This is a genomic window from Marinagarivorans sp. (genome assembly GCF_982758155.1).
On sequence record NZ_CEXWTU010000022.1, the window covers coordinates 1 to 15,241 of the forward strand.

Consider the following 15,241-nt stretch of genomic DNA (forward strand, 5'->3'; position numbering starts at 1 on the left):
ACCACTTATTATTTCTGGAGCAGCGGAAGACAGCTCTGAACTTTACCGCGTAATGAACCTATTGACGCCAACCTTACGACCCGTTGCGGAATCGGACGGTGAGCGCAATGAGAAAATACAATTTCAGAAAGTCTTGCTCGAGGGTAAAGATAAGCCTTGTTCAATTACTGCAGCGTTGAATGATGCGGACAGTGCTCACAAAGATCTTGTTATTGTTGATGCTAGCGCTAAGCCGCCGGTTTGTCGTTTGGCGGAAAGAGGGCATTTCATGCTCGATGAGAAGGGCCGCCAAATAGAGTTGACCGAAGATGGTCACGAATTGGTTGAGGGTTGGTTGGTTAAAAACAATCTTATGAAAGAAAACGACAGCCTTTACTCGGCTGGAAACCTAAATTTATTACACCACGTTCATACCTCATTAAAAGCGCACAAGCTTTATAGCAATGATGTTGAATACATAGTGCAAGAAGACCAAGTGCTGCTTATTGATGAGCATACTGGTCGTACAATGCCCGGTCGTCGTTTGTCTGAAGGTTTGCATCAAGCGATTGAAGCTAAAGAAGGGCTTTCAATTCAGAATGAAAGCCAAACACTTGCATCAACCACATTTCAAAACTATTTCCGCCTGTATGGGAAGCTGTCAGGTATGACCGGCACAGCGGATACTGAAGCCGTTGAATTTCGTCAAATCTATGGCTTAGATGTTGTCGTTATCCCCACTAATAGGGAGATTGCCCGCCAAGATTTGAATGACCTTGTATTCTTGACCATTGGCGAAAAATACGACGCAATTGTTAAACAAGTACAAGAGCTACAAGATAAAAATGTCCCGATTTTAGTCGGTACCGCCTCTGTTGAAAGCTCTGAAGAAGTCTCTCGCCGTTTTAAAGCGGCGGGCGTAAAGCACGAAGTTTTGAATGCCAAACAGCATGATCGTGAAGCCGATATTATTGCGCAGGCTGGGCGTCCAGGTGCTATTACCGTCGCCACTAACATGGCCGGTCGTGGTACGGATATTAAATTGGGTGGTAGCTGGGAAGCCGATGTCGAAAAAATAGAAAATCCAACGCAAGCGCAAATTGACGAGTTAAAGGCGCAGTGGAAAGAACGTAATGAGCTGGTCAAGGCTGCTGGCGGCTTGCATATTGTGGGTACTGAGCGTCATGAGTCGCGTCGGATTGATAACCAGCTTCGAGGTCGTGCTGGGCGTCAGGGTGACCCGGGTGTATCGCGTTTCTATCTTTCGTTAGAAGATAGCCTGATGCGTATTTTTGCGTCCGATCGTGTGCGCAACATGATGAGCGCGCTGGGTATGGAAAAAGGCGAAGCTATTGAGGCCAAAATGGTTTCGCGCGCTATTGAAAAAGCACAGCGTAAAGTAGAGGGCCGCAACTTCGATTTCCGTAAACAACTGTTGGAATATGATGATGTCGCTAATGATCAGCGCCAAGTTATTTATACGCAGCGTAATGATTTGTTGGAAATGGACAGCATCGAAGATGCTATATCAGGCATGCGAGAAGAGGTGCTTAATGACATTATTTCTAACCACATCCCACCTCAATCATTAGTTGAGCAATGGGATGTGCCGGGGCTTGAAGAAGTTATTAAGGTTGATTTCGGTGTTGAACTTCCCATTACGCAGTGGCTTGATGAAGATAAGAAATTATACGAAGAGCCTCTTCGAGAAAAAATTATCGCGGCAATGGATGCGTATTATCAAGAGAAGTGTGAACGCCTAAGTGGCGTTATGCGGGGGCTTGAAAAGCAGCTCATGCTTCATGTGTTGGATACTTTGTGGAAAGAGCATTTGCAGGGCATGGATCAATTGCGACAAGGCATCGGCTTGCGTGCGTACGCTCAGAAAAACCCTAAGCAAGAATATAAACGCGAAGCCTTTGAGTTATTTCAAGAGCTATTAAATAGTCTTAAGCACGATGTTGCTCGAGTGTTGTTTAAGGTCGAGCCAATGACCGAAGAGCAGATGCACATGATGGAAGCTCAGCGTCGCATGGAAGCCGAAGTCGCGATGCGTAATCAGCAATTGAAGCATGATGAGGTATCCGCCTTAACGGCACCGCAAGCTTCAGCACCCACAGCGCCACCTATTCCACAGCCTCAGCGTGCAGCGCCTAAGGTAGGGCGCAATGACCCTTGCCCATGTGGCTCAGGTAAAAAATATAAAGCCTGTCACGGTAAATTAGCTTAATCGAGGTATTGTTATGGCGGTTGGTGAGCACGTTTGGCCGGTTATGCATCCTATTGCGGGTTTAACATTGGGTTCCTCCAGCGCTGGCGTTAAATACGAAGGGCGTACAGATGTTGTTGTGATGGGGGTTGCCGAAGGCGCGACAGTAGCCGGTGTTTTTACACAAAATGCTTTTTGTGCTGCGCCTGTTATTGTGGGTCGAAAGCATTTGGCGACCGGTGATATTCGCTATTTTTTAATTAATTCCGGTAATGCTAATGCGTGTACCGGAGAGCAAGGCCTTACGGATGCCGAGACTTGCTGTGATGCCGTGGCACAACTGACTGATGTTGAAGCGCGACAAGTGATCCCGTTTTCTACCGGTGTCATTGGCGAGTACTTGCCAGTCACTAAAATTGTTACAGCGCTACCAGTAGCCATTTCATCGTTATCTGTTGAGGGTTGGGCTGCAGCTGCCAAAGCGATCATGACAACCGATACTCGACCCAAGGGCGCGAGTGTGCAATTTGAGTACGACGGCGAAGTGATTTCCGTGACCGGGATCGCTAAAGGCGCCGGCATGATTCGGCCTAACATGGCGACAATGTTGGCTTATATTGCCACAGATGCTGTCGTCGCTCAGCCACTGCTCGACGATATGGCGAAGCGTGCGGCTGATCAGTCATTTAATCGAATTAGTATTGATGGCGATACATCGACCAATGATTCCTGTCTTCTGGTAGCAACCGGGCAAGCGGGCCTTCCAATGTTAAGTGACCCGGCGGGTGAATTGTACGAAAAATTATTAGCGGCAATTGTTGATGTTCATCAGCAACTAGCGTTAGGTATTGTACGAGACGGCGAAGGTGCAACTAAGTGTATTAGCGTTGTGGTTGATCAAGGCGGCAATAAAGGCGAGTGCTTAAAAGTCGCTTACGCTATAGCGCATTCCCCACTTGTAAAAACGGCGCTTTTTGCTTCAGATCCCAATTGGGGGCGCATTGTCTGTGCTGTAGGTTATGCCGGTGTGCGGGCACTGGATACACTCAAAGTGAACGTCTATTTAGATGATGTTTGTATCGTGCGTTCTGGTCAGCGGGCAGAAGAATATACTGAGGAGCAGGGGCAGGAAGTGGTGGATAAAGCTGAATTTAGTGTGCGTGTCGAATTGGGTCGCGGGCATAGTTCAGATGCTGTGTGGACAACCGATTTATCACATGACTATGTCACCATCAATGCGGAATACCGCAGTTAGAATATGACAACTCCGCGTATTGTTCATGTGGCTGTTGGTGTTATTTATCGCGGTGAAAAGATATTACTTGCTAAGCGTGCAGAGCATCAACATCAAGGTGGTTTGTGGGAGTTTCCCGGTGGAAAGGTCGAGCGCGGAGAGCACATCACGGATGCTCTTAAGCGCGAACTGAATGAAGAGCTGGGTATACTCGCTACTGCGATGCAGCCTGTAATTCAAATTCGTCACGATTACGGCGATAAGATTGTTTTACTTGATGTGTGGACAGTAACGGCGTTTAGTGGCGAACCTCAAGGGCAAGAAGGGCAGCCCCTTTCTTGGGTAGGCCGTCAGCAATTAAATACCTACAGATTCCCTGCGGCTAATGAGCCAATTGTTTCGGCGATAACACTGCCACGCGCGATTGCTATAACGCCCTCTCGAGGTGATAAGCATGAGATCCTATCTTTTTGTGCAAACGCTTTTACTCGGGGAGCTGATGGTTTTCAATTGCGCTCTCCGCAATTGACGGTCGAGGATATTCTTTGGCTGCATGCGCAAGTCTGCCAGTCTTATAATGTTCCCGTTTGGGTCAATAGCCTGCATGTATTTAATGATGCTGGCGATATTAATATCGAACTGTGCCAGAAAATACAGGGCGTGCACTTTTCCTCAAGTCATATAGCGATGAAAGAAAAGCTAGAGGCGTTTGCCTTACTTTCTACGGCCTCTTGCCACCAGCTGCAAGAGGTGAATGCGGCCGAGGCTGCAGGCGTTAATGCTATTTATTTATCACCAGTGCTGCCAACAACGACACATCCCGATGCGGATACACTGGGTTGGGAGGCTTTTTCTAACCTTGTTGCTAAATCCAAAGTGCCGGTATATGCCCTGGGAGGGGTAGGGGTCGCTGATTTAGCGCTCACTCAAAGCTGCTATGCGCAAGGTATTGCTGGAATCTCTTTTTTTCAAACTTAGGTGATTTATTTTTCAGGCTTAGGCTGCTTAATTGAATGAATAGCTGATGCTGAAAATAAACCGATAATCATCGTTTTTAGGCGTTATCCCTAGGTCATCAGACGTGGTTTTTTCAATATAATCCCAAACCATTGATGTGTTGAAATTGATGCTGCGAGTAAGCTTATAGCTTAGTGTCGATATCACGTGGTGGGTATAGCCGCCAGATGCTGCATTAGCCCAAAGAATTTGATAGTCAAGGATAAGTCTCATGGCATTAGTGACACTCATATTATAGTGCGTGGACGCAATGAGAGCGGGTGAACTGAAGCCCTGGTCCTTGTTGTCTTTATCGATCGCCTGCAGCCCTAAGCCGGCGCCGAGTGTTCCTCAGCATCAATATTTTGAAAACTGTCGCTAAAGATAGCTAAAAATAATGGTTGGTAAAATAGGCGATTGGCGAAAATGTCAAAATTACTGCGCAAGCGATGGGTGTTGTATTCTGTTTGCGGCGAGTTGCCTGAGCGAATATTCTTTCCTTGTCTCTAAGCTATCATTTCTAACCTCAGTGGTTCGAAATGCGGCGGTACAGTTTTATTTGAAAAGCTAGCGGCGTTGTCAGCGTCACTAGCTTTTTTATTGCCTGCTGTTTTTCTTCGCTCGCGCTCCAATAGTAGGGTGTCATTGTCAGGAGGTTGAAAATATCGGCGCCGGTGACTGTAATTTCTTGCTCGATATGTAATGTCTCAATGTTTTCAAACAGTGGGCTTTTATCCAATATCGCAAACCCGTTCTGATGAGGTTTGAACTGATCGTATACGTGTTCTGCAAGGGCTTGTAGATGGTTGCTGGCAGGACCGACGGCGATTAATAGGCCTTTGTCTGTCAGGACTCTGGCCAGCTCTTTATCGTCGAGGGGGGAGAAAACACTCAATGCTAAATCGATCGTATCGCTTATAACGGGGATGTCGTAAGCGCTGGCTACGGCGAGTTGATCATAAGTGCACCGTTTTGCGGCTAACTTGATGCCGCCTTTGGCAATGTCGAATCCTAGCAGCTCTATTTGAGGGGCTTGCTGTTTGAGTGCGTTGCCGTAGTAGCCTTCTCCACAGCCTACATCTAAGACAGTATGCGGTTGATGTTTTTCAAGAAGCTCAGCCAGCGCGGTCACTAAAAATTGATAATACCCACGGTTCAGAAAGCTCTGCCGGCACTGCATCATGGCGTTGTCATCACCTGGGTTTTTACTGCGTTTTTTCTGCGCTAGCAGTAAGTTGATGTAGCCTTCTTTGGCGAAGTCATAACTGTGGTTGTTTTCACAACGTAAGGTGCGGCTGGAGCCCTCGGTTACTGAATTGAGGGCTTGGTGGCAGGCGGGGCATTTTAAAATCATTGTGTATTACAGCTTTTCGTTTTGAAGTTTTCGAACATAGGCCAAGCGCTGCTCTAAGCGGGGTTTTTCGTATTTGGCGTCTTCTGTTAATTTCAGTGCGTTACGCAGCTGAATTTCTGCTTTTTCATAAATGCCTAATAGAATGAAATATTCCGCACGTGCTTTGTGAACTTCTAAAATATGGCCCGCCAAACCGTGGGTTTCGGCCAGTAAGTACCAGACATATACATTTTCAGGGTGGCGTTTTACGTGCGCGGCCAGTACGGATTCACCAAGCTCATAGCGTGTTGCTTGCATAAGAACTTCGGCGTAACGCACGTTTAGTACATGATTGTTTGGCGTCACTACAAGCTCTCGCTTAAGTATTTCTAAGGCTAAATCGAGTCGGTTTTCGGCTGCGTAAATATCGGCGCGTGCGATTCGTACTGGTAGCAAGTGGCCGTATTCTTTCGCTAATATTTCATATTCACGTAGTGCATCTTTGGGGCGCTGGCTGTTGATGAGTGCTGTTACCAAGCCATAGCGTGCGGTAAGTTGTGAATGGGTAATGCCATTAAGCTCGTTGGTGAAGCGTTTAACGGCAAACTGCGGGCTTGATTCGTGCCGTAAGATCGCCCGCGCTTTTAGAATTTGAAAGTTTTCATCGCTAGGGTAGTGGCGCTTAGGGTAATTTTGACTGCGATTTTTTGCATCACTAATGCGGCTTTCGGTAACTGGGTGGGTGAGTAAAAACTCAGGGACTTTGGCACGGTAGCGGCTAGCGCGCAGGAGTTGCTCAAACATCTGCGGCATAGCATGAGGGTCGTAGCCGGCATTAATCATGGTGTCAATGCCTACGCGGTCGGCCTCGCGCTCCATGTCTCGGCTAAAGGCCAGTGAGCTGCTCATTTGCTGTGCTTGGGCCGCTGTCATGGCAATAATGCCGGCATCGGCTTCGCCGGCAGCCATAATCAATACACTGCCAAGCATCGTAGCCCAGTTTAAGGGGGCTTGGCTTTTTTGGAAGGCAACGCGGCGTGCGTAGTGGCGTTGGCTAAGGTGTGCTAGCTCGTGCGCAAGTATTGAGGCCAGTTGTTGCTCTGTTTGTGCGATTAAAAATGTACCCGTATTAACACCGACAATACCGCCGGGTGCGGCAAATGCATTTAGGCTTATGTTGTCAATGACGAGTAGGGACAGAGCCTTGTCCGGTAAGCCGCTGTGAACCACCATATTGTCGAGTAAACCGTCTAGGTACTCTTCAAAGTATGGGTCCTGCGCTTGCGGGAAGTAAGCACGGTATTGGCGCAATGCTTTGCGGCCCAGTGCATATTCTACAGACGGCGAAATTAACCCCGCGCTATTGTCACCAATGCTAGGTAGCTCGATGCTGGCGAGGCTTGGGGATGTTGTTGCGCAAAGCGCAAGGGCGCAAAGTGTGCGAATAAAAATCATGCAAAAGCTCGGGTTCTTCATAATAAATGGCACAGTGCCTAAAAAAACGAATGTCATCAAGCGCTATTATAAAACCTTAGTTGATCATAATATTGCTGAATGGCGAATTAAGGGATGTGAAAACAATATTTTATTCACTGATGCTTGATGTCGGCATCCCTTATCTACGTTGCTAAAAGCGTTACATCTCTCGAGAACGACTCCTCAATATTACCTTCCTCGGTAATAGTTCCTCGACATTATGCTCCGGTAATGTCTAGTTGTAGGCTTCGTGCCCTGATGCGGTACCTTGATAACCTACTTCCATGCGCCTAATTGGATAAATTAACATCGCCTCGGACTTAACGCTTATAGCTTGATACGATCATGAGATGATAATAAGAGTTACAATATGGCAAATAATTCCGTGAGCGTTCAGGAACTTCCATTTACTGTTGATGCTAATTATGCCAAATAAACCGATAGAGACGACTATTGAGGTCGATGCCCGAGGGCTGGATTGTCCAATGCCTTTGCTCAAAGCTAAGCTTGCACTCAATGGCTGCAGTAAGGGTCAAATTGTACGAGTACTTGCTACCGATGCTGGTTCGGTACGAGATTTTCATGCTTTTGCAGAGCTGTCAGTTCATGCGTTGCTGCGCTTTAACGAGTGCGGCGACTATTTTGAATATCACCTCGAAAAAGGTGAGCACGAAACGGTAAGTGCCTCATGATTAAGGTTTTTGAAAGCTGGATTGAACGCTATTTCGCTGACGAAGAAGCCATTCTTATTGCCGTATTATTGGTGGTGAGTGTTGCGGTTCTGGTCACAATGGGGGTTGTGCTGGCCCCTATGATCGCTGCCATTATCATCGCGTTTTTGTTGCAAGGCGTTGTTGCTCGATTGGAGCAATGGGGGGTGCCGCACATAGTGGCTGTGACTATGGCTTTTCTGTTATTAGTCAGCTCCATTATGTTAATTTTGCTGGTGCTCTTGCCCTCTATTTGGTCGCAAACGCTAAACCTGGCTGGCGAAGCACCCAAAATGCTTAAACAAGCACAAAAATTGTTGCTGGTATTACCTGAAAGCTATCCTGATCTACTCTCCAAGGAGCAGGTAACGCAATTAATCACGGCCGCAAGTGCTGAGCTGGGGCAAGCGGCGCAACATATTTTAACCTTCTCGATTGCTCAGTTACCTATTTTGTTTGGGGTGCTTATTTATCTAGTGTTAGTGCCAATTTTAGTCTTTTTCTTTTTGAAGGATGGCGCTTCGATGGTGGATTGGCTGGGTAACAAGCTGCCGAATCGTCGGCCGCTGATGCGCCAAATTTGGCGAGAAATGAACCAGCAAATTGCCAACTATGTTCGGGGTAAAGTGGTCGAGATTATTATTGTTGCGGGTGTTTCCGTCATTACTTTTAGCTTGTTGGGGGTTAACTACGCACTGCTGCTGGCCATTATTGTTGGGCTTTCGGTCTTAATCCCTTACATCGGCGCGGCTGTCGCTACAATTCCTGTCGCTTTAATCGGTTTTTTTCAATGGGGCTGGGGTGGCGAGTTTATGTACTTAATGCTGGCCTATGCTGTGATTCAAGGGTTGGATGGCAATGTGTTGGTGCCATTGTTGTTTTCGGAAGCCGTTAAAATGCATCCAGTCGCTATTGTGTTGGCGGTATTGGTTTTTGGTGGCTTATGGGGCTTTTGGGGGGTGTTTTTTGCAATTCCGTTGGCAACTCTTGTGAAGGCGGTATTAACTGCGTGGCCCACAGCCAAAGCAGGTATGACTGAAGCGGCTGGTAAAGGCTGAGTTTAGCTGAGTACCTAAACGGCCGGTTTAACGAATCTATGAGTGAACTGAACAAACCGCGATATGTCATAGGCTATCGCGGTTTTTTTCAAAAAAAGAGGACACAATGAATTTAGTCAGTAAATGTCGAATATCGACTCCGATGCTTCTTATCAAAAGGTTGCCTAAAAGTGTTCTCTCGCTGGGGCTAGGTATTTCTCTCAGTTATTTCCCGTTGTTAAGTGATGCACAATCGGCGTCACACGATGAAGTGCAGGCTTCAGCGCCGTTAGTGGCGGTAAATGCTCCGCAACGTTTGCAGCCCCAGTGGCCGCAGCCAGAGCTCAGCCCTAACGATGCACGCGAAGTCGACTACTTTGTTTTGAATAACAAACTCCCCGTTCTGTTGATATCAGACCCGAATGCCGAAAAAGCTGCGGCAGCCTTGGATGTAAATGTAGGTAGTGGTGAAGATCCCCTTGAACGCGCTGGATTAGCGCACTTTTTAGAGCATATGCTATTTCTGGGTACGCAAAAATATCCAGATTCTAAGGAGTATCAAGACTATATCCAAAAGCATGGTGGTAGCCACAATGCTTACACCAGCTTGATGCACACTAATTACTTTTTTGATGTTAATGCTGATCATTTGGCTGGCGCATTGGACCGCTTCGCGCAGTTCTTTATCGGCCCGTTATTCAATGAGGAGTATGTGGATAGAGAGCGTAATGCTGTGCATTCAGAGTTTCGTTCTAAATTTTCGACGGAATATCGTCGTCAAGAGGATGTATTGCGGCAAGTGATTACACCTGGGCATGCGTTGTCGCGTTTTCGTACCGGAAATTTAGATTCGCTCCATAATGAAGATGGCGAACTGCGTAAGGCTTTGGTGGCTTTTTATAATCGTTATTACGCCGCAAATAATATGCGGTTAGTGGTTGTGGGAAAAGAAACGATTCCGCAGTTGCGCGCGATGGTGAAGCCCTTATTTTCGGCCATTAAAGATTTCCCTGTGGAGCATCAACACGATGCTGCGTCATTATTTAAGCCCTCATTCTTACCCGCTTCGATCAATATCGTTCCAAATACCGAAGTTCGCTCTGTTAGTTATTCATTTCCCATGCCTAAAAATAATTACTGGATGAAGAAACCTTTAAGCTATTTAGGCTTTGTTTTGGGGCACGAAGGCGAGGGTAGTTTGGCGTGGCTTTTAAAAGAGCAAGGTTGGATTGAAGCTTTGGGCGCAGGCCAAGGGATCGGTTGGCGTAACGGCGATACCTTTAGCGTTTCTATCACATTAACGCCAGAGGGCTTAAAGCATATTGATACTATTGATAGCTTATTGTTCTCTTATATTAGTGAGTTGCAACAAGAAGGCATCAACGAATGGCGCTTTAATGAAATAAAAAGCTTGGGTGAAATAGATTTCAACTTCAAAGAGCGTGGTGAAGTGATGATGGAGGCTAGCCATCTCGCCAGCAAAATGCAGAAAATCGAAAGCCCTATTTTGTTTTCTATGGATTACCGTTTAGGTCAGTTTGATAAAGATTTAGTGAGCACCTTCGCGAGCCATTTAAGGGCCGATAATGTTTTGCGGGTGGTGACGGCGCCATCATTAAAAACAACGGATAAAACCGTGCTCTACGAGGTGCCTTATACCGTCAATCAAGAATATAAGCCTGCTTATATAGATCCCGTTAAGGATGAGTCTTACAAGGCGCTGTTGTCCCTGAGCGCGTTGCCGGTTAAAAACCCCTTTGTGCCCGAGAGTTTATCGCTGATTAAAGAGGCCGACGATAAACCCAAGCCGGTTATAAAGCATGCACGCTTTAACGCGTGGCATTTGAGTAATACCGAATTCGCTGTGCCGCGTGCGACAGTACGTGTGCGTTTAAAGTCTGCACTCGTCGAACAGTCGGTAGAGCAGGCGGCGATGGTTAAATTGCTGGCTGACGCGATAGGGGCTGACCTTAATCCGGTGACCTATCAAGCGGCTATGGCGGGTGCGAATTTTAGTGTCAGTGCTACCTCAAGAGGGATTGATTTTGTTTTCAGCGGTTACTCCGACAGTATTGAGCCGCTATTGAACTACACCGTTAAAAAGCTTAAAAGCTACAAAAAGGGCAAAGGGGTTGTTGCGGAGTTGTCTCGTCTTGAAAGCATGCAGGAAGCTTTGGTTCGCCGATATCGAAACGATAAAAAAGAAACGCCATATCGACAGATGATGGGGCATTTAGCGGCCACGGTGTACCAGCCATACTGGCCTGCCGATAAAATGGCGGATGCGCTGGAGGGTTTGGACCCTACGCAGCTGCATGAATTCACAGAAAATCTGTTTAAACACAGTGAGGTAACAGTATTAACGGCGGGTAACCTCGAAGCGCGAAAAGCTAAAAAGTTGGCGAAAAAATTAAAAAGCGTACTTGTTGATGGGCGTTCGTTTAAGTCGAGGGTGGGTGCTAAAGTTGTTCAAATAGAGCAGGTTAAAGCCATCGATATTGCGGCGGAGCATCAAGATAATGCAACCTTGTTATACCTTCAAGGCCAAGGGGATTCCCTCGAAGAGCAAGCTGCATTGCAGTTGTTTGCGCAAACCGTAAGTACCCCTTTTTATCATGAACTTAGAACCCAGCAACAGCTAGGTTACATCGTTTTTGGTAGTTACTACCCTGTGCGAGAAGTGCCAGGCGCAGTATTTGTTGTGCAGTCGCCGCAGGCCGGCGTGGTCGCGTTAGAGCAGGCTGTAACGACTTTTCTGAAAACCTATAAGCCCGATTTCGATACCCAGTTCCATGTGCATCAGTTGGCGCTGGTTGGGCAGCTTTCGGAAAAACCGAAAAACCTTAATGCGTTGGTGAGTCAGTTCTGGCAGAGCCTCAATAGTGGCGATACGGCATTCACGCGTGATAAAGCGTTGATTGCTGCGGTTGAGAATTATGAGCTCGATGCGTTTAAGTCATGGTACAGCCAGTTTTTACTCGAAAGCGAAAGTCGGCAGCTGATTTTCTATTCGCAAAATGCGATGGCTGATCAACCAAAGGCCGTTTTTTCGTTAATTCCGCATATTACGGACTACGATGCCTACAAGGCTGAAGCGCCGTCTTTGTCGTACCCGTGATGCCGTCACCTTGGATATAGCTGGCATATTTAGGGTGATGTTTGAGCAAATGGTGTGAGTGTTGCGCAATGTGTCAGCTGTCACATTGCGCAATTACACCTCCTTCCAACGGCTTGGCCAGACGCACAGCTAGAAATGTGAATTTGATCTGTGTAGAATCGTGGCGCCTTAATCCGTAGTTCATCGTTATCGGGGCAGTTGCGTAACACTCTTTTTCGTTGTTGAAGGCCCTCTGTGGCTTGAAACACGCGTTAGCTGGGTACTTTAGAGTGCGCTGACCTTTGCCCATATCTCTTTGGTGATATAGCGCACGGATGAATCATCACTGCTGAGTACGCCCCAAGGTAAAGGGCTGCGTGCTGTTGGCGTGATTATTTTAGATATTTAAAAACGGCAACCTGAGAATGGAAGACTCAGATTGTTCCTGTTATTACTGAAACTTGCGTACTTTGTGAAGGCGCAGTGGATGAGGAGGCTTTGATGCTTGAGGAAAACGATACTCTTGAAACGCAAGAGTGGCTAGACGCGCTAGAATCTGTCATTAAAAACAGTGGTTCTGAGCGTGCGGTCGATTTGCTAGCAAAACTAGCAACAGTGGCAGCTCAGTCTGGCATTCAACTGCCATCTGCTATTAGAACCCCTTACTGCAATACCATTGCGGTATCGGCAGAGGCGATAATTCCTGGTGATTTAGCGCTAGAGCGTAAAATTCGCTCGTTGATCCGCTGGAATGCCATCGCCACCGTTGTGCGCGCTAATGCGAATAACGATGACGGTCTTGGCGGTCACATCTCTTCTTTCTCCTCGTCGGCCACTTTGTACGATGTTGCTTTTAACCATTTCTTCCGTGGTAATAATGGCGAGCAAATGGGCGATTGCGTTTACTTTCAGGGTCATATTGCTCCAGGTATTTACGCGCGTTCGTTTCTTGAAGGCCGTATCAACGAAGATCAGTTAAATAACTTCCGTCGTGAAGTCGACGGCAAAGGGCTTTCCTCTTACCCGCACCCTTGGCTAATGCCTGATTACTGGCAGTTCCCAACCGTATCGATGGGCCTTGGCCCCATTACCGCTATCTACCAAGCCAACTTTATGCGTTACATGAGCTCGCGTGAGCTAGTCGCCCGTGGCGACCGTAAAGTGTGGGCATTTTTAGGTGATGGTGAGTGTGATGAGCCAGAAAGCTTAGGTGCAATATCCTTAGCGGGCCGCGAAGGCCTAGACAATCTTATCTTTGTCATCAACTGTAACCTACAGCGCCTAGATGGCCCTGTGCGCGGTAACGGTAAAATCATTCAAGAGCTTGAGGGCATGTTCCGTGGCGCAGGCTGGAATGTACTCAAAGTGGTTTGGGGTAAAGGCTGGGATCGCTTGCTCGAAAAAGACACGACCGGTTTATTGCAGCAGCGCATGAATGAAGTGGTTGATGGCGAGCTACAAAACTATAAAGCCAATGGCGGTGCTTACACCCGTAAGCACTTCTTTGGTAAGTATCCAGAACTACTCACGCTTGTAGAAGACATGAGCGATGACGATATCATGCACTTGAGCCGTGGTGGCCACGATTCACAAAAAGTGTATGCGGCTTATCATGCAGCAACAAATCATAAAGGTCAGCCGACTGTTATTTTGGCGCAAACCGTTAAAGGTTATGGCTTGGGTGCGAACGGTGGTGAATCGGTCAATATTGCGCACAATGTTAAAAAGCTCGGTGCTGAAGATTTATTGCGTATTCGCGATCGCTTTAATATTCCATTGACGGACGAGCAAGTTAAAGACGTACCATTTTATCGTCCAGCCGATGATTCGCCTGAAATCCAGTATTTAAAGTCTCGTCGTGCAGCATTGAATGGTTATGTGCCTTCCCGTGTGAGTGACTTTACGCCGCTAGAAACCCCGGCACTGGATAAATTCCCGCGTTTGTTAAAGGCCACTGGCGAGCGTACCATGTCGACGACCAAAGCCTTTGTTCAGTACCTGTCGGCGTTGGCAAAAGACAAAAAAATGGGCAAAAATTTAGTGCCTATTGTGCCGGATGAAGCCCGTACGTTTGGTATGGAAGGCATGTTTAGTACGTTGGGTATTTATAGCTCGGCTGGCCAGCAATATACCCCGCATGATCACGAGCAGATCATGTACTACAAAGAAGATAAGAAAGGCCAAATCATGGAGGAAGGCATCAACGAAGCAGGCGCTATGTCGGCTTGGATTGCTGCTGCTACGGCCTATAGCAACTATAAAATGCCGATGGTACCGTTTTACGTGTACTACTCGATGTTTGGTTTCCAGCGTATTGGCGACTTAGCGTGGTTAGCGGGCGATGCTCAAGCGCGTGGCTTTTTGATTGGTGCTACTGCAGGCCGAACCACACTGAACGGTGAAGGTTTACAGCATCAGGATGGTCACAGTCATGTTATGGCGAACACCATTCCTAACTGTCGTAGTTACGACCCGACTTATGGTTTTGAGTTGGCGGTAATCATCACCGACGGTTTACGTCGTATGTATGCCGAAAAAGAAAACGTCTTTTACTACATCACCACGATGACCGAAGAATATACCCATCCTGATATGCCAGAAGGTGCTGAAGAAGGCATCATCAAAGGTATTTACAAATTGGCGGAAGGTAAGAAAACGCCTAAAGGTAAGCATCGCGTACAACTGATGGGCGCGGGTTCTATTCTGCGTGAAGTTGAAGCTGCTGCTCAGTTGCTACGCAACGACTTTGGTGTGGAATCAGACATCTGGAGCGTAACAAGCACCAACGAATTAACGCGCGAAGCACAAACTGTTGAGCGCTGGAATCGTTTCCACCCTGACCAACCGGCTAAAAAAGCGTACGTTACTCAAACGCTTGAAGAGCAAGATGGCCCGTTCATTATCTCGACGGATTACATCAAAAACTATTCAGAGCAATTGCGTAATTACATCCCAGGTGATTATTACGTATTGGGAACTGATGGTTTTGGTCGCAGTGATTCGCGTAGTAAATTGCGAGAGTTCTTTGAAGTCGATAGTCGTTACGTGGCTATTACCGCACTTAAAGCGTTGGCCGATCAAGGCAAAATTGATGCGAAAGTTGTTGTAGAGGCCATGGCTAAATACGGCATAGATGCAGAAAAAGCTGAGCCTTTAACCGTATAGGAGAT

Annotated in this window: 10 protein-coding genes; 7 read left to right on the forward strand and 3 right to left on the reverse strand. The window is 47.1% G+C overall.

Annotation, left to right across the window (positions count from 1 at the left end; all coding sequences use genetic code 11):
* From secA to AC3A8L_RS04515, 3 genes are all read left to right on the forward strand, one after another.
* The coding region (gene secA, locus AC3A8L_RS04505) for a preprotein translocase subunit SecA (protein ID WP_487961041.1) at positions 1-2,209 on the forward strand (2,209 nt) is incomplete at its 5' end.
* Positions 2,210-2,222: 13 nt separating this feature from the next.
* Positions 2,223-3,443, forward strand: coding sequence for a bifunctional glutamate N-acetyltransferase/amino-acid acetyltransferase ArgJ (gene argJ / locus AC3A8L_RS04510; RefSeq protein ID WP_487961042.1), 1,221 nt, complete (start codon positions 2,223-2,225; stop codon positions 3,441-3,443).
* 3 nt (positions 3,444-3,446) lie between these two features.
* Positions 3,447-4,400 (forward strand): Nudix family hydrolase, encoded by a 954-nt coding sequence (locus AC3A8L_RS04515; RefSeq protein ID WP_487961043.1) that lies wholly within the window; start codon positions 3,447-3,449, stop codon positions 4,398-4,400.
* 27 nt (positions 4,401-4,427) lie between these two features.
* On the opposite strand, the gene AC3A8L_RS04520 is transcribed toward AC3A8L_RS04515, so the two are convergent.
* The 3 genes from AC3A8L_RS04520 to AC3A8L_RS04530 form a co-directional block, all read right to left on the reverse strand.
* Positions 4,428-4,745, reverse strand: coding sequence for a DUF481 domain-containing protein (locus AC3A8L_RS04520; protein WP_487961064.1), 318 nt, complete (start codon positions 4,743-4,745; stop codon positions 4,428-4,430).
* A 199-nt stretch (positions 4,746-4,944) separates the two neighbouring features.
* On the reverse strand, positions 4,945-5,772 hold the full coding sequence (locus AC3A8L_RS04525; RefSeq protein WP_487961044.1) for a putative RNA methyltransferase: 828 nt from the start codon (positions 5,770-5,772) through the stop codon (positions 4,945-4,947).
* A 6-nt stretch (positions 5,773-5,778) separates the two neighbouring features.
* The gene (locus AC3A8L_RS04530) at positions 5,779-7,206 is read right to left on the reverse strand and encodes a M48 family metalloprotease (protein ID WP_487961045.1); all 1,428 of its coding nucleotides are present in this window, start codon (positions 7,204-7,206) and stop codon (positions 5,779-5,781) included.
* Positions 7,207-7,652: 446 nt separating this feature from the next.
* On the opposite strand from AC3A8L_RS04530, the gene AC3A8L_RS04535 reads away from it, so the two are divergent.
* From AC3A8L_RS04535 to aceE, 4 genes are all read left to right on the forward strand, one after another.
* A complete protein-coding gene (locus AC3A8L_RS04535) occupies positions 7,653-7,919 on the forward strand; it encodes a sulfurtransferase TusA family protein (RefSeq protein ID WP_487961046.1) in 267 nt (88 codons plus the stop codon).
* A complete protein-coding gene (locus AC3A8L_RS04540) occupies positions 7,916-8,995 on the forward strand; it encodes an AI-2E family transporter (RefSeq protein WP_487961047.1) in 1,080 nt (359 codons plus the stop codon). The genes AC3A8L_RS04535 and AC3A8L_RS04540 overlap by 4 nt, the downstream gene beginning before the upstream one ends.
* 106 nt (positions 8,996-9,101) lie before the next feature.
* Positions 9,102-12,092 carry an insulinase family protein gene (locus AC3A8L_RS04545; protein WP_487961048.1) on the forward strand — a complete coding sequence of 997 codons (2,991 nt, stop codon included), beginning with the start codon at positions 9,102-9,104 and terminating at the stop codon, positions 12,090-12,092.
* Between the two features lie 480 nt (positions 12,093-12,572).
* Positions 12,573-15,236 (forward strand): pyruvate dehydrogenase (acetyl-transferring), homodimeric type, encoded by a 2,664-nt coding sequence (gene aceE, locus AC3A8L_RS04550; RefSeq protein WP_487961049.1) that lies wholly within the window; start codon positions 12,573-12,575, stop codon positions 15,234-15,236.
* Positions 15,237-15,241: the final 5 nt, after the last annotated feature.